This window comes from Nocardioides sp. CF8 (genome assembly GCF_000389985.1).
GTDB lineage: Bacteria > Actinomycetota > Actinomycetes > Propionibacteriales > Nocardioidaceae > Nocardioides > Nocardioides allogilvus.
Map to the genome: position 1 here is coordinate 1,149,765 of NZ_CM001852.1, position 17,872 is coordinate 1,167,636.

A 17,872-nucleotide genomic window follows, 5' to 3' on the forward strand; every position below is an offset into this window, starting at 1 on the left:
CGACCTCGCCCGCCAACAGCTCGCCTTCGGCTTCGACGACGAAAACTCCGACCCGCCGCCAGACCGCACCAAGACACCACATCCCACACCCGCGACCACACAGATCGTGCTGCACGCCCACCTCTCCGCGGACGCGATCCTGCAGCGGCACCTGGGTGAAGGCCAGTGCCTGACCGGCCAGCTGGAGCAGGCCGGCCACCGCGTGCTCACCGCCGAGCAGATCCGGGACTGGTGCGGCCGCCCCGACGTCCAGGTCACGGTGCGGCCGGTGATCGACCTCCGGGAACGGCTCGAGACCACCGGCTACACACCGACCGACCGGATCCGTGACCACGTCATCGCCCGCGACCGGACCTGCGTGTTCCCGTGGTGCGGACGCAACGCCAGACGCTGCGACCTCGACCACCTGATCCCGTATGACCACGGAGCCCCCGATCGTGGCGGGACCACGTCGACCGACAACCTCGCCGCCCTCTGCCGGCGACACCACCGCCTCAAGACCAAGGGCCGCTGGTCCTACGCCATGACCGAACCAGGCGTGTTCGTCTGGACCAGCCCCCACGGCCACACCTACCTCCGCGACCACACCGGCTCACGCCCCATCGACCCCAACGGACACCCGCCCGACCACTGACCACACCGCCCCACACCCCGCAGACACCACACACTGCGGGGTCACAGGCACGTCCGGGGCAGGGATGCGCTCAGGAGGTCCGTGGTGGCGCCGGCATCGCCGCCCAGATCTTCTCGACCGCCTCGTCAGGCATGAGCGCTGACGTGTCGAGGAAGAGGTCGGCCTTGGCCTCCATCCATGGTCGGGCGTCGGCGTAGGCCGCCAGATGGTCGAGTCGCCACTGCCGCGCGCCCGTCTCGACCTCGTCCTCGTCGATGCGCTGCACCATCACGTCGTCGCGCGCCTCGAGGACGACGTGAAAGATCTCGTGCCCCAACGCGGAGAAGGCTGACTCCAGTTCGTCCCAGTAGCTCTCGTCGAGGACGGTCTGGATCGTCACCAGACCCTGACCGGTTGCCCTCGCGATCTCGTCAGCGATCAGGGGCGTGAGCCGTCGCCAGGAGTCGTAGTGCTGGAAGTCGGTGACCGGGTGGTCAGCAAGGTTGTTCCGGAGCATGTATCCGACCCACTCCGGATCGAAGGTCCGCCAGTGCGGGTCCCGCTCCGCCAGGAGAGTCCCGGTCGTCGTCTTGCCCGCGCCGAACGTCCCGTTGATCCAGATGATCACGCGGGGAGAGTAGCGACCGGAGACGACCTCTCCCGCACCCTCGCGAACCTGTCCGCCTGGACGGTCCGTCGCGCTCCGAGCGCTTGGGTGCCGACTCGGCCATCATCATCACGGACACCACGCTCTCCATCGTCGTCCCTGAAGAGCAGGTCGACCCCGACCGGGCCGCGGCGTACGCAGCAGAAGCACCCTGACTACGCTTCTCCCATGCCAACGAGCTCCAGCACGCTGGACCCTGCCAACATCGACGCGATCTTCAAGGCCTACGACGTCCGCGGCACCGTGCCGGACCAGCTCGACGAGGATCTCGCCCGCGCGACCGGCCACGCGTTCGTCGAGGTGATCGGGGCGGGGACCATCGTCGTCGGCTACGACATGCGGCCCACCTCGCCCGCGCTGGCAGGCGCATTCGCCGCTGGTGCCACGGCGGCCGGCGCCGACGTGGTCATGATCGGCCTGGCATCGACCGACCAGCTCTACTTCGCGTCCGGCAGCCTCGGCCACGCGGGCGTGATGTTCACCGCGAGCCACAACCCGGCGGGCTACAACGGCATGAAGATGTGCCGCGCGGGCGCCACGCCGATCGGCACCGACACCGGACTCGCTGACATTGCCGCCTCGGTAGCCCGCGGCGGCCACAGGCCCGCCGCCGATGTCGGGAGCGTGACCCAGCAGGACGTCCTCGAGGCGTACGCCGCTCACCTCCTGTCCCTCGCCCCGGTGACCGGGCGTCGGCTGAAGGTCGTCATCGACGCCGGCAACGGCATGGCCGGGCTGACGGCGCCGACCGTCTTCGGCCGGCTCGGCGAGCAGCAGGTCGAGGTCGTGCCGATGTACTTCGAGCTCGACGGCACCTTCCCCAACCACGAGGCCAACCCGATCGAGCCGGCCAACCTCGTCGACCTGCAGAAGCGCGTCATCGACGAACAAGCAGACATCGGTCTCGCCTTCGACGGCGACGCCGACCGCTGCTTCCTGGTCGACGAGCGAGGAGAAGCGGTGAGCCCCTCCACGCTGACCGGCCTGATCGCCGCGCGCGAGCTCGCCAAGGAGCCCGGCTCGACGATCATCCACAACCTGATCACCAGCCGCGCGGTCCCCGAGCTGGTCGCCGAGCTCGGCGGCACGCCGGTCCGCACCCGCGTCGGGCACTCCTACATCAAGGCCACGATGGCCGAGACGGGCGCCATCTTCGGCGGCGAGCACAGCGGCCACTTCTACTTCCGCGACTTCTGGAAGGCCGACTCCGGCATGCTGGCGGCGCTGCACGCGCTGGCCGCGCTGGCGGAGACCGACGTGCCACTGAGCGAGCTGCTGGCGGCGTACGAACGCTATGTCGTCAGTGGCGAGATCAACTCGACCGTCACCGACCAGGCGAGCATCGTCGACGACCTCGAGAAGCAGTTCGCCGGCGCCGACGGCGTCACCGCGGACCGGCTGGACGGCCTGACCGTCAGCCACGACGACTGGTGGTTCAACGTCCGCCCGTCCAACACCGAACCGCTGCTGCGGCTCAACGCCGAAGGCCGCGACCGTGCCACGATGCAACGTGTGCGCGACGAGATCCTCACCATCATCAGGAGTGCCTCATGAACATCGACCAGGGTCTGCTGGACATCATCGTCTGCCCCGACTGCCACGGTGACCTCGCAGCGGAGGGACAGGAGCTCGTGTGCACGGCGTGCGGCCTCGCCTACCCCGTCCGCGACGACATCCCCGTGCTGCTGGTCGACGAGGCGCGCAAGCCGGCCTGACATGTCGACCTGGTTCGACGAGTCCCGGCTCGATGACGAGCGGGCGCTGGCATCGATCGACCTGCGCCTGCGCTCGCTCGCGGAGAGCGGCGCGCGCGTGCGACGCGAGTCCCACGACGCCGAGGCAGCCACCGCCGAGGCCATCGCCCGTGACCGGGAGGCCCCTCAGCCGAGGGCGGTGATCGCTGCCGGCCCCGACTCGCGGTTGCTGCGCGCGGTGCTCGAGCCCCGCTGCCCGGTGCCCTTCGTCGCGTGGCCCGGACCGGCGCTGCCGGGCTGGGCCGGCAGCCTGGACCTCGTGGTCATGCTGGCGCCGGAGGGCTCAGACACCGGCTCCGCGTCGGCCGTCGCCGAGGCCGTACGCCGCGGGGCGCAGGTGGTCGTCGCCTGCCCGCCGACCTCCCTGGTCGCCGAGCATGCCGCCGGTCGCTACACCACGATCCTGCCGACGGTGACCGGCGACCAGCTCGCCACGGCCGTCGTGATGCTCGACTACCTCGAGCAGGTCGGGCTCGGTCCACGCGCCGACTCCGAGAGCGTCGCCACCGCGCTCGACTCCGTGGCCACGTCGTGCTCGCCGCACCGCGACCTCGCCGTCAACCCGGCCAAGATGCTGGCCATCGCACTGGCCGACGCGACCCCGGTCGTCTGGGGTGGCTCGGTGCTGGCCGCGCGGGCGGCGCGCCGCGTCGCGGAGTCGCTGCGCCGCTCGTCGGGTCGCAGTGCTCTCGCCGGGGACGCCGAGCACCTCCTGCCGCTCATCGAGGCGACCCGGCAGCGCGACGTCTTCGCCGACCCGTTCGCCGACGACGGGGGAGAGCTGCGACCCCTGCTCGTCGTCCTCGAGGACGGCTCCGACGACCCGGTCGTGCGCGAGCAGCGGGGTCGGCTCCAGGCGGCGGCCGCGAGTCGCGGCGTCCGCGTCGAGTCCGTGGCGGCCGAGGGCGAGACGGAGGTCGCCCGTTATGCCTCCTTGATGCTGCAGGGCACCTACGCCTCGGAATACCTCCGCCTCGGGCTCGTCGACGACTGACAGGTCGCTAGGCTTCGCCCCGTGACTGACACGAGGGAGATCGCCTGATGGCCGCAGGACTCTTCGCCCTGCTCGACGACGTGGCGGCGATGGCCAAGCTGGCGGCCGCCTCGGTGGACGACATCGGCGCGGCAGCCGGCCGCGCGAGCGCCAAGGCGGCCGGCGTGGTGGTCGACGACACCGCCGTGACCCCGCAGTTCCTCGCGGGGTCCGCAGCCGAGCGCGAGCTGCCGATCATCAAGCAGATCGCCATCGGCTCGCTGCGCAACAAGCTCCTGTTCATCCTGCCGGCGGCCCTGGTCCTCAGCCAGTTCGCGCCCTGGCTGCTGCCGATCCTGCTCATCTTCGGCGGCACGTTCCTCGCCTACGAAGGCGCCCACAAGGTCTGGGAGAAGATCAGCGGGCACGAGGAGCACCTCGAGGAGGCCGTGGAGGAGCTGGCGACCCAGGGGGTCATGACGCCCGAGCACGAGAAGGTGACCGTGGCCGGTGCCATCCGCACCGACTTCATCCTCTCCGCGGAGATCATGGTGATCGCCCTCAAGGAGGTCGTCGACTCCTCGCCCGACGCAGGTTTCATCACCCGTGCCGCGATCCTGGTCGTGGTGGCGGTGTTCATCACGGTCGCGGTCTACGGCTTCGTCGCGCTGCTCGTGAAGATGGACGACGTCGGTGTCCACCTCGCCACCAAGCGCTCCTCGGTGGCGCAGAAGGTGGGCCATGCCCTGGTCGAGGCCATGCCCAAGGTCCTCGCCGTCATCTCGGTGATCGGCACCGCCGCGATGTTGTGGGTGGGCGGTCACATCCTGTTGATCAGCCTGGACGAGCTGAGCGGTTCGCTGAGCGGCACCGTCGCCGACGTCCTGCACGCGCCGTACGGCTGGGTGCACCACCTCGAGGAGGAGGTCCACCACGCGCTGGGCTCCGCCGGTGCCGTCGCCGGGTGGCTGGTCAACACGCTGCTCTCGGCGGTCGTCGGAGTCGTCGTGGGCGCGCTCGTGCTGGCCGTCAAGCACGTGCTGCCCTTCGGTCACGACAAGGGCGAACAGACCGCTCATTGAGCGGTGGTCGCGGATTCTGCGAACGGCGCAGGACGGTTCTACCCTCGTTGAACACCAAGCGGGACGCCGCCCGCCGTACTTTCTAGGGGTAGATGATGGACTTCAAGGTTGCCGATCTGAGCCTGGCCGACTACGGCCGCAAGGAGCTCACCCTCGCCGAGCACGAGATGCCGGGACTCGTCTCCCTGCGCACGACGTACGGCGACGCCCAGCCGCTCAAGGGCGCCCGGATCGCCGGCTCGCTGCACATGACCATCCAAACCGGTGTGCTGATCGAGACGCTCGTCGCGCTCGGCGCCGACGTCCGCTGGGCCACGTGCAACATCTTCTCCACCCAGGACCACGCCGCCGCCGCGGTCGTCGTCGGGCCCAACGGCACCGTCGAGGACCCGCAGGGCACCCCCGTCTTCGCCTGGAAGGGCGAGTCGCTGGCGGAGTACTGGGACGAGGCCGAGAAGGTCTTCGACTTCAAGGACGAGGCCGGCAACCCCATCGGCCCGAACATGCTCCTCGACGACGGCGGCGACATCACCATGCTCGTCCACCTCGGTGTCGAGTTCGAGAAGGCCGGCGCGGTGCCCGGCCAGGACTCCACCGACAACGAGGAGTTCAAGGAGGTGCTGCGCGTCCTGGCCCGCTCGCTGGAGAACAACCCGACGCGCTGGACCAACATCGCCAACGACATCCAGGGTGTCTCCGAGGAGACCACCACCGGCGTGCTGCGTCTCTACGACCGCATGAAGGAAGGCTCGCTCCTCTTCCCGGCGATCAACGTCAACGACTCGGTCACCAAGTCGAAGTTCGACAACAAGTACGGCTGCCGCCACTCGCTGATCGACGGCATCAACCGCGGCACCGACGTGATGATCGGCGGCAAGGTCGCCGTCGTGTGCGGATACGGCGACGTCGGCAAGGGCTCCGCGGAGTCGCTGCGCGGCCAGGGTGCCCGCGTCATCATCACCGAGATCGACCCGATCTGCGCGCTGCAGGCGGCGATGGACGGCTACGAGGTCAAGCGCCTCGAGTCGGTCGTCGAGACGGCTGACATCTTCATCACCACGACGGGCAACTTCGACATCATCCGGGTCGAGCACTTCGAGAAGATGAAGCACCAGGCGATCGTCGGCAACATCGGCCACTTCGACAACGAGATCAACATGGCCGGCCTGGCCAAGATCCCGGGCATCGTCAAGGACGAGATCAAGCCGCAGGTCCACCAGTGGATCTTCCCCGACGGCAAGAAGATCATCGTGCTGTCCGAGGGCCGCCTGCTCAACCTCGGCAACGCCACCGGCCACCCGTCGTTCGTCATGTCGAACTCCTTCACCAACCAGGTGCTGGCCCAGATCGAGCTGTTCACCAAGGTCGAGGACTACCCGGTCGGCGTCTACGTGCTGCCCAAGCACCTCGACGAGGAGGTCGCGCGCCTGCACCTCGACGCCCTCGGTGTCGAGCTGACCATCCTCACCCAGGAGCAGGCCGACTACCTCGGTGTCCCCGTCGAGGGGCCGTTCAAGTCCGACCAGTACCGCTACTGAGGCAGACTGCCCGTATGAGTCCGACCGAGCAGCCCACGAGGGGCAGCATCCTGGTGGTGGACGACGACTCGTCGCTCGCCGAGATGCTCTCCATCGTGCTGCGACAGGAGGGCTTCGAGAGCCGGATCGTCACCCGTGGCGACGAGGCTCTCGAAGCCTTCCGCAGCTTCCGTCCCGACCTGGTGCTGCTCGACCTGATGCTCCCGGGCAAGGACGGGATCGACGTCTGCAGGGAGATCCGCGCCGAGTCGGGCGTCCCGATCGTGATGCTGACGGCGAAGGGCGACACGATCGACGTGGTCGTGGGCCTGGAGTCCGGCGCCGACGACTACGTCGTCAAGCCGTTCAAGCCCAAGGAGCTCGTCGCCCGCATCCGTGCGCGCGTCCGCCGCAACGACGCCCCCACCAGCGAGTCGCTGAGCATCGGTGACCTGACCATCGACGTGGCCGGCCACTCCGTGACGCGGGCCGGCAAGGCGGTCAACCTGACGCCGCTCGAGTTCGACCTGCTGGTCTGCCTGGCGCGCAAGCCGTGGCAGGTCTTCACCCGCGAGGTGCTGCTCGAGCAGGTCTGGGGCTACCGCCACAGCGCCGACACCCGGCTGGTCAATGTCCACGTCCAGCGCTTGCGCTCCAAGGTCGAGCACGACCCGGAGAACCCCGAGATCGTGGTGACGGTCCGCGGCGTGGGATACAAGGCTGGTACGGCGTAGGCCGACCATGTCCCCCTCAGGAGGGCCTTCGGCCAGTACGGCGCTGGATCGCGCGAGTCACGCAGTGCGGCGCGCCCTCACGTTCTGGCGTCGTTCGATCCAGGCTCGCGTCGTCGCGAGCACGGTGCTCCTCTCGGCGGCCGTCGTCGGGATCGTCGGCGCCTTCCTGATGCACCAGACGCGCGACGGCCTCGTCGACAACCGCGTCGAGCAGGTGATCGCCGAGGCGGAGAACGAGACGGCCGATGCGCGCGAGAAGCTCGCAGCCGTCCGTGGCATCGACGTGGACGCGTCGCGCCAGCAGGACGACCTGATCGAGCCGATCATCAGCCGTGGCAGCTCGCGCGGGTTCGCGGCCGTCCTCTCGCCCGCCGTCGGCACTGGCGGCAGGCTGTCGGGCGGCGGCGCGAAGTTCACCCGGGGCCTCGACACGCAGAGCGTGCCGGAGTCGCTGCAGCAGAGCTTCGAGCAGGCAGCGGCGACGGCGTGGACGTTCACGGAGATCGAGACCACGCGGGCCGTCCCCGGGCTCCCGGAAGGTCCCGGCATCGTGGTCGGCAGCCAGGTGACGCTGCCCGCGGACAACAAGACCTACACGCTCTACTACCTCTACTCCCTGGACGAGGAGCGCGAGACGCTGGCCCTCGTCGGCCGCGCCCTGGTGACGGCCGGCTCGCTGCTGCTGCTGCTCGTGGCAGGCCTGGCCTGGCTGGTCGCACGCCAGGTGGTCACCCCGGTGCGGATGGCGCGCCGAGTCGCCGAGCGCCTCGCCGCGGGTCACCTGCAGGAGCGCCTCCGGGTGACCGGCGAGGACGACCTCGCCCGACTGGCGACCTCGTTCAACCAGATGGCCAGCAACCTGCAGAAGCAGATCCGCCAGCTCGAGGAGCTCAGTCGGCTGCAGCGTCGCTTCGTCTCCGACGTCTCCCACGAGCTCCGGACGCCGTTGACCACCGTCCGGATGGCCGGCGACGTGCTGCACGACGCCCGCGCGGGCTTCGAGCCCGGCACCGCGCGGGCTGCCGAGCTGCTGCAGACCGAGCTCGACCGCTTCGAACGGCTCCTCGCCGACCTGCTCGAGATCAGCCGCTTCGACGCCGGCGCCGCGGTGCTCGAGGCGGACGACGTCAATCTCGTCGACGTCGCCCACCGGGTGGCCGACACGACCCGGGCCCTCGCCGACCAGCGCGACACCCGGGTCCTCGTGGAGAGCCCCGGCCACCCCTGCCTGGCCGAGGCGGACGTACGCCGGGTCGAGCGCATCGTGCGCAACCTCGTCACCAACGCCATCGACCACGCCGAGTCGCGCGACATCCACATCCTCGTCGGCGGTGACGAGCACTCGGCGGCGATCGCGGTGCGCGACCACGGCGTGGGCCTGGGCCCCGGCGAGTCCGCGATGGTGTTCAACCGCTTCTGGCGTGCCGACCCGGCCCGAGCCCGCACCAGCGGTGGCACCGGCCTCGGCCTGTCGATCTCGCTCGAGGACACCCACTTGCACGGCGGCTGGCTGCAGGCCTGGGGCCGGCCGGGTGAGGGGTCGCAGTTCCGCCTGACGCTGCCGCGCCGGCTCAGCCAACCGCTGCGCCACAGCCCGCTGCCGCTGGTGCCGGTCGACGCCAAGGAGCCGGCGTGAGCGCCCGGAGGAGCGCGACGCGGCTCGCCCGCGTCGCCCTCGCGCTCGGCGCGCTGCTGGTGTCGACGGCGTGCGTGCGCATGCCCAGCGAGGGACCCGTCACCCAGGTCGACGGCGAGGCCTCGGACAGCGCGACGCCCGGCTACGACTTCGACCCCCAGCCGCCGCAGCCGGGGGAGACGCCGACCGAGATCGTCGCCAGCTTCATGGAGGCGATGCAGGCGATCCCGAGCCGGACCAACGTCGCGAGCGAGTTCCTCACCGCCGGCGCCCGTCGGCGCTGGACTCCCGAGAGCAGGATCATCACCTACGGCGAGCTCGGCGACCCGGTCGGTGACCAGCTGGTGACGCTGCCGATGATCGGCATCGAGGAGTACGACGCCCGCGGCGCCTGGCAGCGATCGCGCGGCGCCGAGGTGATCGGCTTCGACCTGGCGATCGAGAACGGCGAGTGGCGCATCGCGGCGTTGCCCGACGCCCTGATCGTGCCGACGACGTGGTTCGAGAACGCGTTCCGCCGGATGTCGCTCTACCTCTTCGACCCCACCGCCCAGATCCTGGTCCCCGAGCCCGTCTTCGTCCCGACCGGTGACCAGCTCGCCTCCTCGCTGGTCCGCGGCCTGCTCGACGACCCGACAGCCGATCCACGGGTCACCCGCACCTTCGTGCCACCTGGCTTCACCTACGAGCTCTCGGTGCCCATCACCGCTGCCGGCATCGCCGAGGTCTCCCTGGTGGGCGACGCGGGCGCCGTCGGCGACGACGCCCGGCAGCGGATCCTCACCCAGCTGATCTGGACGATGCGGCAGGAGCAGCGCATCCGCGCCGTGCGGTTGAGCATCGGCGAGGAGGAACAGGGGCTGGCCGACGATGCCACGCAGGTCAACCTGGACGTCGGTGAGGCCTTCGACCCCACGGGTGCCCAGTCCAGCGGCGACCTGTTCGGGCTCGTCGACGGTCGCGTGGTCCGGGGTCCCATCGACGCGCTGAGGCCCACCTCGGGACCGTTGGGCGTCGACCGGCTCGGGGTGCGCTCGATCGGGGCCAGCCTCGCGGGCGACCGCGTGGCCGGCGTCTCCGGCGACGGGCGCAGCGTGCTCGTGGCCCCCGTCGATGTCGAGGGACGTGCGGTCGAGGTCGCCAGCGGTGCGCGCGACCTGCTCCCGCCGGCGTGGGACTTCGCCGACCGCATCTGGTTGGCTGACCGCGGCGCCGGCAGGGGAGTGATCAGCGTGGTCGTCGGCCAGCAGCCGCCGCGGCAGATCGACGTGCCCGGAGTGAGTGGTCGCGACGTCCGGCACATGCTGGTCTCGCGCGACGGCAGCCGCCTCATCGCAGTGGTGCGTACGGCGAGGGGCGACCGCATCCTCGCCAGCCGGATCCTGCACAGCGCGTCGGGGCGGGTGCTGCGAGCAACCCGGGCGGTGGTGCTCGACTTCGTCCCCGACGTCGCCGGGTCGGTGGTCCGCGACATCGGCTGGCGCTCGCCGACCGCGATCTCGGTGGTCACCGACACCGAGAACCTCTCCCAGGTCGAGACGATCTCCGTCGACGGCTCGCCGGGCGACCTCGGGATCGTGGGCGTGTCCCGCCTGCGCGGTGGCACCCGCCAGCTCGTCAGCTCGCCCGTCGAAGGGGCCGAGGTGTTCGCGGTCGGCCGGGAGTCGGTCAGTGACCTGACGGCTCCCGAGCGTCCGCTCGGCCCGCTCCCCGAGGCCCTCACCTCCCTCACCTACGTCGGCTGAGCCTTCTCCACAGGCACCCGGGTCCGGTCTTGCCCGCTCCCACGGCGCCTGCTGCGATGGCTGCGTGCGTGACGTCCTCCTCGACCTCGTGGTCGGCAGCGAGTGCGTCGGTTGTGCGCGCCCGGGACGGATGCTGTGCCCGCGCTGCCTGCACGCCCTGCCGTCGGTCCCTCGGATCTGCTGGCCGCAGCCGACGCCCCCGGGCCTGGTGACGCCCTGGTCGGTGGCCGACTACGACGGCGCGGTCCGCGCCATGGTCGTGGGCCACAAGGACCGCGGCCAGTTCACGTTCCGGCGCGTGCTGGGCGGCCTGCTGGCCGTGTCGGTGCGAGCGGCGATGGCCGACGACGACGGAGCCGTGGTGCTGGTGCCGGCGCCGTCTCGCCCCGGTTCGAGCCGGCGCCGGGGCTACGACCCGATGGGAGCGCTGGTGCGGACGGCGGCAGCGCGACTGCGGGCGGAGGGCCGCGACGTGACCGCGGCGTCTCTGCTCGTGTCGAACCGGCGCGTCGTCGACCAGGCCGGGCTCTCGGCCGGAGAGCGCTCGCACAACCTGTCGGGGTCGATGTCGTGCCCATCGCCCGGTCTCGCGCGGCTGGCTCGACGACGCGCCCGGGCGCGCGTGGTGATCTGCGACGACGTGCTCACCACGGGCTCGACGGCCAGGGAGGCCCAACGAGCGCTGGGTGCGGTGGGGCTGGGCCCGGTTGCGCTCGCGACAGTGGCTGCGACACGGCGTCGCATTCCTGACCAAACGGGTGGATCGCTTTTGTCCCGGGGCCCGAGGGGCTAGCGTCTGTCCATGGAGTCCGTCCGGGTCCGTGGTTGCGTCATCCGGTCAGGTGCGCGTGCGCACCACCTCGGAGGACAAGCCGATGCCAGTCGCAGGCAAAACGGCCCACGTAAGGCTGGAGACAGCCGATCACGGTGCGGCTTAGAAGTAAGACCTGCCTCGGCACCGCCGTCAGATACGGCGAGCGTCGGGAGAGGGCCGGTAGTGGCATCCAAGCTGCGAAAGCTCCAGCAGGCGATTGTGGGGTCGAAGACCAGGTCGGCCGGGCGGGCTCCATCTCACCCTGCCAAACAGAGTGCAGGAGTGGGAGCGCAGCACAAGTAGCCCTGCTACAAGGAGGTTCACATGGATGTTGTGGTCACCGGACGGCACTGCGAGGTGTCGGACAGGTTCCGTGAACATGTCTCGGAAAAGCTCGCCCGCCTGGAGAAGCACGATCATCGGATCATCCGCGTCCAGGTGGAGGTCGAAGAAGAGAAGAACCCCCGGCAACACGACCGGGCGATCAGGATCGAGCTGACCGCCTTCTCCAAGGGCCCCGTGATCCGCGCCGAGGCCGCGGCCGAGGACAAGATGGGCGCGCTCGACCTCGCGCTCGACAAGATGGCAGCCCAGATGCGCCGCGCCGCGGACCGCCGCCGCGTGCACCGTGGGCGCCACACCCCCGTGTCCGTCGGTCAGGCGCTGGCCGGCAGTGCCGACGCGATCCTCGTCGAGGAGGAGAGCGATGAGGAGACCGTCACCGAACGCCAGGTCGGCCCGATCACGGTCACCGGCGATGGACCCCTGGTCGTGCGGGAGAAGTCGCACGCCGCAGCGCCGATGACCCTCGACACAGCCCTCTACGAGATGGAGCTCGTGGGACACGACTTCTTCCTGTTCGTCGACAAGGAGAGCGAGAAGCCCTCGGTCGTCTACCGCCGTCGCGGCTACGACTACGGCGTGATCTCGCTCGAGCTCGACTGACGCCGGAGGTCATCGCAGGGTCCGAGCGAGACCGGTCGCGCCCGTGTCTGTCATGATGCGGGCGTGACCGAGGCAACAGGAACGCCAGGGACAGAGCCCATCCGCGTACTCGTGGTCGATGACCAGGAGCTCTTCCGCCGAGGACTGACGATGCTGCTGGCGCAGGACGCCGACATCGAGGTCGTCGGCGAGGCCGCCGACGGCATCACCGGCACCGAGCTGGCGCAGTCGCTGGCGCCGGACGTCGTGCTGCTCGACGTACGCATGCCGCGCCTGTCGGGCGTCGAGGCCTGTCGTGGGATCAAGGAGGCCGTGCCGTCGGCCAAGATCATCATGCTGACCGTCTCCGACGAGGAGGGCGACCTCTACGAGACCGTCAAGAACGGCGCGTCGGGCTATCTCCTCAAGGACTCCTCCATCGAGGAGGTCGCCCAGGCCATCCGTGTGGTCAACGAGGGGCAGTCGCTGATCAGCCCGTCGATGGCGATCAAGCTGATCGACGAGTTCAAGCAGATGTCCAAGCCGGACAAGGCGCAGAACACGGCGCTGAAGCTCACCGAGCGCGAGCTCGAGGTGCTGCGCCTGGTGGCCCGCGGGCTCAACAACCGCGAGGTGGCCAAGGAGCTGTTCATCTCCGAGAACACCGTGAAGAACCACGTCCGCAACATCCTCGAGAAGCTGCAGCTGCACTCCCGCATGGAGGCAGTCATGTATGCCATGAAGGAAAAGCTGCTCGACCTGCCGTAATGGAGTCGATCAGCAACCTCCAGGCCCGCCGGATCGCGCTGGCCGCCCAGGGTTTCGCCGACCGCGCCCATGCCACACCCACGCTGGCCACGCTCCAGCGCACGCTGGGGCGCACCGGTGTCCTGCAGGTCGACTCGGTCAACGTGCTGCAGCGCGCCCACTACATGCCGCTCTACTCGCGGATGGGTGCCTACGACGTCGACCTGCTGCGGCGGGCCGCCAGCAGCCAGGGGCGCCGGCCCCGGCGGATGGTGGAGTACTGGGCGCACGTCCAGGCCTTCATGCCGGTGGAGCTGTGGCCGGTGATGCAGCACCGCATGGAGCGTTACCGGGGCGAGCGCGGGAAGTGGGGCTTCACGGCCGACCCCGCGCTGGAGCCACGGATCCTCGCCGCCGTCCGCGAGCGCGGCCCGGTCACGGCACGCGGTCTGGACGAGGAGTTCAGCCGCCCCCGCCTCAAGGAGAACTGGGGCTGGAACTGGTCGGACGCGCGGCGCGTCCTCGACTACCTCTTCCTCGTGGGGGACGTCGCCATCGCCGGTCGCACCAGCCAGTTCGAGGTGTTGTACGACGTCCCCGAGCGGGTGCTGCCGGCCGACGTGCTCGCGCTGGCCACGCCGACGAAGGCGGAGGCCCACGTCGAGCTGGTACGGCGAGCCGCTCGCTCGCACGGCGTCGGCACGGTCCGCTGCTTCGCCGACTACTACCGGATGGCCGTCGCGGACGCCAAGGTCGCGGTGGAGACGCTGGTCGAGGCCGGCGAGCTCAGCGCCGTACGCGTGGAGGGATGGCGCAAGCCTGCCTTCCTGCACGCGGAGGCCAGGCTGCCGCGCCGCATCGGTGCGCGGGCGCTGCTCAGCCCCTTCGACCCGGTCGTGTGGGAGCGGGACCGGGCCGAGGCGTTGTTCGGCTTCTTCTACCGCATCGAGATCTACGTGCCGGCCGCCAAGCGGGTCCACGGCTACTACGTGCTGCCCTTCCTGCTGGGCGAGGCGATCGTGGCGCGCGTCGACCTGAAGGCCGATCGCGGCACCGGCCGGCTCCTCGTCAAGGGTGCCTACGCCGAGGCCGGGGCGCCGAGCGAGACCGCCGAGGAGCTCGCGGCCGAGCTGATCCGGCTGGCCGGCTGGCTGGGACTGTCCGCCATCGAGGTGGAGCCGCGCGGGGACCTGGCGCCCGCACTCGCTGCCGCTTCGGCTGCGGCTGGGTGGCGTGGGTAGCATGATCGACGGCCACTCGGCCGCCCCATTCTCTGCCTCACCCACATCCGACGGAGTCGCATCACCGTGCCTGCCATCATCGACAAGCTCCTCCGCATCGGCGAGGGAAAGATCCTGCGCCAGCTGGAGACGATCGCCAAGGCGGTCAACGCCATCGAGGACGATTTCGTCAAGATGACCGACGCCGAGCTCCAGGCCATGACGGGGGAGTTCAAGACCCGTCTGGAGCAGGGCGAGACGCTCGACGACCTGATGCCCGAGGCGTTCGCGGTGGTCCGTGAGGCCTCGAAGCGCGTCATCGGCCAGCGTCACTACGACGTCCAGGTGATGGGTGGCGCGGCGCTGCACCTCGGCAACATCGCCGAGATGAAGACCGGTGAGGGCAAGACCCTGGTCTCCACGCTCCCGGCCTACCTCAACGCGCTGTCCGGCAAGGGCGTGCACGTGGTCACGGTCAACGACTACCTCGCGAAGTACCACGCGGAGTGGATGGGTCGCATCCACCACTTCCTCGGCCTCACGACCGGCGTGATCCTGCCGCACATGCGTCCCGAGGAGCGTCGCGTGGCCTATGCCGCCGACATCACCTACGGCACGAACAACGAGCTCGGCTTCGACTACCTGCGCGACAACATGGCCGACGACATCGACGACTGCGTCCAGCGCGGCCACAACTTCGCCGTCGTCGACGAGGTCGACTCGATCCTGATCGACGAGGCGCGCACGCCGCTCATCATCTCCGGCCCGACGCAGGACGAGGTGAAGTGGTACGCCGAGTTCGCGACCATCGCCTCGTCGCTGCGCAAGGACGTCGACTACGAGGTCGACGAGAAGAAGCGCACCATCTCCGTCCTCGAGCCCGGCATCACCAAGGTCGAGGACCACCTCGGCATCGAGAACCTCTACGACTCGGTCAACACGCCGCTGATCTCCTTCCTGAACAACTCCATCAAGGCCAAGGAGCTGTTCCGCAACGACAAGGAATACGTCGTCATCGAGGGCGAGGTGCTGATCGTCGACGAGCACACCGGTCGCATGCTGGCCGGTCGCCGCTACAACGACGGCCTGCACCAGGCGATCGAGGCCAAGGAGGGCGTGACCGTCCGCGAGGAGTACCAGACCCTCGCCACCGTCACCCTGCAGAACTACTTCCGCCTCTACGACAAGCTCTCCGGCATGACCGGCACGGCCATGACCGAGGCCAGCGAGTTCGACAAGATCTACAAGCTCGGTGTCGTCCCGATCCCGACCAACAAGCCGATGTCGCGCATCGACGCGGGCGACCTCGTCTACCGCACCGAGGAGGCGAAGTACGACGCCGTCGTGGAGGACATCGCCGAGCGCAACGCCAAGGGCCAGCCCATCCTGGTCGGCACGGTGTCGGTGCAGAAGTCCGAGCTGCTCTCCGGGCTGCTCACCAAGAAGGGCGTCCCGCACACCGTCCTCAACGCCAAGGTGCACGCCGACGAGGCGAAGATCGTCGCGATGGCCGGCCACAAGGGCTCGGTCACCGTCGCCACCAACATGGCCGGTCGAGGCACCGACATCATGCTCGGTGGATCGGTGGAGTTCCTCGCCGACCAGGCCCTGCGCCAGCAGGGCCTGGAGCCGACCGGCGAGACCGCCGACGCCTACGAGGCGGCCTGGGCCGACACCCTGGAGCGGGTCAAGGCGACGGTCGCCAACGAGCACGACGAGGTCAAGGCCCTCGGTGGCCTCTACGTCGTCGGCACCGAGCGCCACGAGTCGCGCCGCATCGACAACCAGCTCCGCGGTCGCTCCGGCCGCCAGGGTGACCCGGGTGAGTCCCGGTTCTACCTCTCGCTGCAGGACGAGCTGATGCGCCTGTTCAAGTCCGACTGGGTCGACCGCATCCTGCAGGTCCTCAAGGTCCCCGACGACGTGCCGATCGAGAACAAGCGCGTCACCGGCGCCATCGCCAGCGCCCAGAGCCAGGTCGAGTCGCAGAACTTCGAGTCGCGCAAGAACGTCCTCAAGTACGACGACGTGATGAACCGCCAGCGCGAGGTCATCTACGGCGAGCGCCGCCGGGTCCTCGAGGGCGCCGACCTCGAGCAGCAGATCCGCACCTTCATCGACGACGTCATCACCGGCTACGTCACCGGCTCGACCGAGGGCTACGCCGAGGACTGGGACCTCGACGGCCTCTTCACCGCCCTGCACCAGATCTACCCCAGCGAGCTCACGGCCGAGTCGGTCGTCAAGGCCGCCGGCGGCCGCGCCGGGCTGAGCCGCGAGGCGCTGATCTCGGACCTGAAGAAGGACATCCAGGCGGCGTACGACCGTCGCGAGGCGGAGATGGGCCCCGAGGTCATGCGTGAGCTCGAGCGCCGCGTCATCCTCTCCGTGCTCGACCGCAAGTGGCGCGAGCACCTCTACGAGATGGACTACCTGCGCGAGGGCATCGGGCTGCGTGCCTACTCCCAGCGCGACCCGCTCGTGGAGTACCAGCGCGAGGGCTTCGACATGTTCGCCGCCATGATGGACGGCATCAAGGAGGAGTCGGTCGGCTACCTGTTCAACCTGCAGGTCGAGGTCGAGGCCGAGGACGACACCCCGACCGAGGACGAGCGGTTGGGCCAGCAGCCCGCGGCTCCCGCTCTCGACCCGACGACCCCGCAGATCGACTTCGCGCAGGCCCAGGCCCACGCCGATCACGCTCCGCAGATCCGGGCGAAGGGGCTCGAGCGCAAGGCGCGGCCGACCAACCTCAACTACTCCGCGCCCAGCGAGGACGGCGAGGCCGAGGTGCGGACCGCTCCGGTCGAGGAGGACCCCTTCGCCGGCACCGCGCGCAACGCCGACTGCCCCTGTGGCTCGGGCAAGAAGTACAAGAAGTGCCACGGTGCGCCCGGTGGCGCGTCGGGCCGCGCGGTCGTCGGCGGCTGATCAGGCCCACTCCAGCACGACGCACTGCCAGCGACCGTCGACGACCTCGAACCTGGCCGCCAGGGCGCGCGACCGCGCGCCGTAGCGCACGTGCGCCGCGACCTCGAGGGCGTCGGCGCGCACCAGGCTGGTGTGTGTCGAGCGCAGGACGGGGCGTACGGCGCCGCGCCCTCGTCCGAGGGCCGCGGTGGTCCCGGCGGCACTGGTGACCAGCTGGGCGCGCCGGGCGAGGTCGGCATGGACCGCGGGGGAGCAGTGCCGCAGCAGCTGGGCCGACGGGCGGTCTCCGCACGCGATCTCGACGGCGCACGCGAGGTGGCGGCGCACGAAGCGGTCGAGCGCTGCCCGCTCCTCGGTCTCCGCAGTGACGATCCTCGCCTCGGTCTCCGGTGGGTCGAGCCGCGGCGTCAGGTCGAGGGCCAGCGAACCCTGGACGCTCGCGACCGGGACGGTGCGCCGGATCGGGATCACGTTGGTGCTCATGCGCGTAGTCGCTTCGCTCATGCGCGTACTCG

General features: G+C 69.9%; 16 protein-coding genes. 14 read left to right on the forward strand and 2 right to left on the reverse strand.

What is annotated here, in order from left to right; genetic code table 11:
• Window positions 1–634 (forward strand): HNH endonuclease signature motif containing protein (locus tag CF8_RS05660; protein WP_198016954.1); only part of this gene is annotated, 634 nt, incomplete at its 5' end.
• Between the two features lie 70 nt (window positions 635–704).
• On the opposite strand, the gene CF8_RS05665 is transcribed toward CF8_RS05660, so the two are convergent.
• Complete coding sequence (locus CF8_RS05665) at window positions 705–1,241, reverse strand: AAA family ATPase (protein ID WP_010832174.1); 537 nt, start codon at window positions 1,239–1,241, stop codon at window positions 705–707.
• 207 nt (window positions 1,242–1,448) lie between these two features.
• On the opposite strand from CF8_RS05665, the gene CF8_RS05670 reads away from it, so the two are divergent.
• The 13 genes from CF8_RS05670 to secA all read left to right on the forward strand — a co-directional run bounded on the left by CF8_RS05670 (window position 1,449) and on the right by secA (window position 17,357).
• A complete protein-coding gene (locus CF8_RS05670) occupies window positions 1,449–2,834 on the forward strand; it encodes a phosphomannomutase/phosphoglucomutase (RefSeq protein WP_010832175.1) in 1,386 nt (461 codons plus the stop codon).
• Window positions 2,831–2,995, forward strand: a complete 165-nt coding sequence (locus CF8_RS21405) for a Trm112 family protein (RefSeq protein ID WP_084622794.1) — start codon at window positions 2,831–2,833, stop codon at window positions 2,993–2,995. Before CF8_RS05670 ends, CF8_RS21405 begins: the two co-directional genes overlap by 4 nt.
• Window position 2,996: 1 nt before the next feature.
• Window positions 2,997–4,028, forward strand: coding sequence for an SIS domain-containing protein (locus tag CF8_RS05675; RefSeq protein ID WP_010832176.1), 1,032 nt, complete (start codon window positions 2,997–2,999; stop codon window positions 4,026–4,028).
• A 47-nt stretch (window positions 4,029–4,075) separates the two neighbouring features.
• Entirely contained in the window at window positions 4,076–5,089 is a 1,014-nt protein-coding gene (locus tag CF8_RS05680) for a DUF808 domain-containing protein (protein WP_010832177.1), read from the forward strand.
• Window positions 5,090–5,184: 95 nt separating this feature from the next.
• Window positions 5,185–6,627: an adenosylhomocysteinase gene (ahcY, locus tag CF8_RS05685; RefSeq protein ID WP_084623010.1), complete on the forward strand. Its 1,443-nt coding sequence runs from the start codon at window positions 5,185–5,187 to the stop codon at window positions 6,625–6,627.
• A 14-nt stretch (window positions 6,628–6,641) separates the two neighbouring features.
• Entirely contained in the window at window positions 6,642–7,340 is a 699-nt protein-coding gene (gene mtrA, locus CF8_RS05690) for an MtrAB system response regulator MtrA (protein WP_010832179.1), read from the forward strand.
• 64 nt (window positions 7,341–7,404) lie between these two features.
• A complete protein-coding gene (gene mtrB, locus CF8_RS05695) occupies window positions 7,405–8,976 on the forward strand; it encodes an MtrAB system histidine kinase MtrB (protein ID WP_010832180.1) in 1,572 nt (523 codons plus the stop codon).
• A complete protein-coding gene (locus CF8_RS05700) occupies window positions 8,973–10,721 on the forward strand; it encodes an LpqB family beta-propeller domain-containing protein (protein WP_010832181.1) in 1,749 nt (582 codons plus the stop codon). The genes mtrB and CF8_RS05700 overlap by 4 nt, the downstream gene beginning before the upstream one ends.
• 64 nt (window positions 10,722–10,785) lie before the next feature.
• Window positions 10,786–11,514: a ComF family protein gene (locus CF8_RS05705; protein WP_010832182.1), complete on the forward strand. Its 729-nt coding sequence runs from the start codon at window positions 10,786–10,788 to the stop codon at window positions 11,512–11,514.
• 345 nt (window positions 11,515–11,859) lie between these two features.
• On the forward strand, window positions 11,860–12,480 hold the full coding sequence (gene hpf / locus CF8_RS05710; protein ID WP_010832183.1) for a ribosome hibernation-promoting factor, HPF/YfiA family: 621 nt from the start codon (window positions 11,860–11,862) through the stop codon (window positions 12,478–12,480).
• A 63-nt stretch (window positions 12,481–12,543) separates the two neighbouring features.
• Complete coding sequence (locus CF8_RS05715) at window positions 12,544–13,227, forward strand: response regulator (RefSeq protein WP_036490348.1); 684 nt, start codon at window positions 12,544–12,546, stop codon at window positions 13,225–13,227.
• Window positions 13,227–14,447, forward strand: a complete 1,221-nt coding sequence (locus CF8_RS05720; RefSeq protein WP_010832185.1) for a winged helix-turn-helix domain-containing protein — start codon at window positions 13,227–13,229, stop codon at window positions 14,445–14,447. Before CF8_RS05715 ends, CF8_RS05720 begins: the two co-directional genes overlap by 1 nt.
• Before the next feature lie 66 nt (window positions 14,448–14,513).
• Window positions 14,514–17,357 (forward strand): preprotein translocase subunit SecA, encoded by a 2,844-nt coding sequence (secA, locus tag CF8_RS05725; protein ID WP_010832186.1) that lies wholly within the window; start codon window positions 14,514–14,516, stop codon window positions 17,355–17,357.
• On the opposite strand, the gene CF8_RS20720 is transcribed toward secA, so the two are convergent.
• Complete coding sequence (locus CF8_RS20720) at window positions 17,358–17,840, reverse strand: Rv3235 family protein (protein WP_010832187.1); 483 nt, start codon at window positions 17,838–17,840, stop codon at window positions 17,358–17,360.
• Window positions 17,841–17,872: the final 32 nt, after the last annotated feature.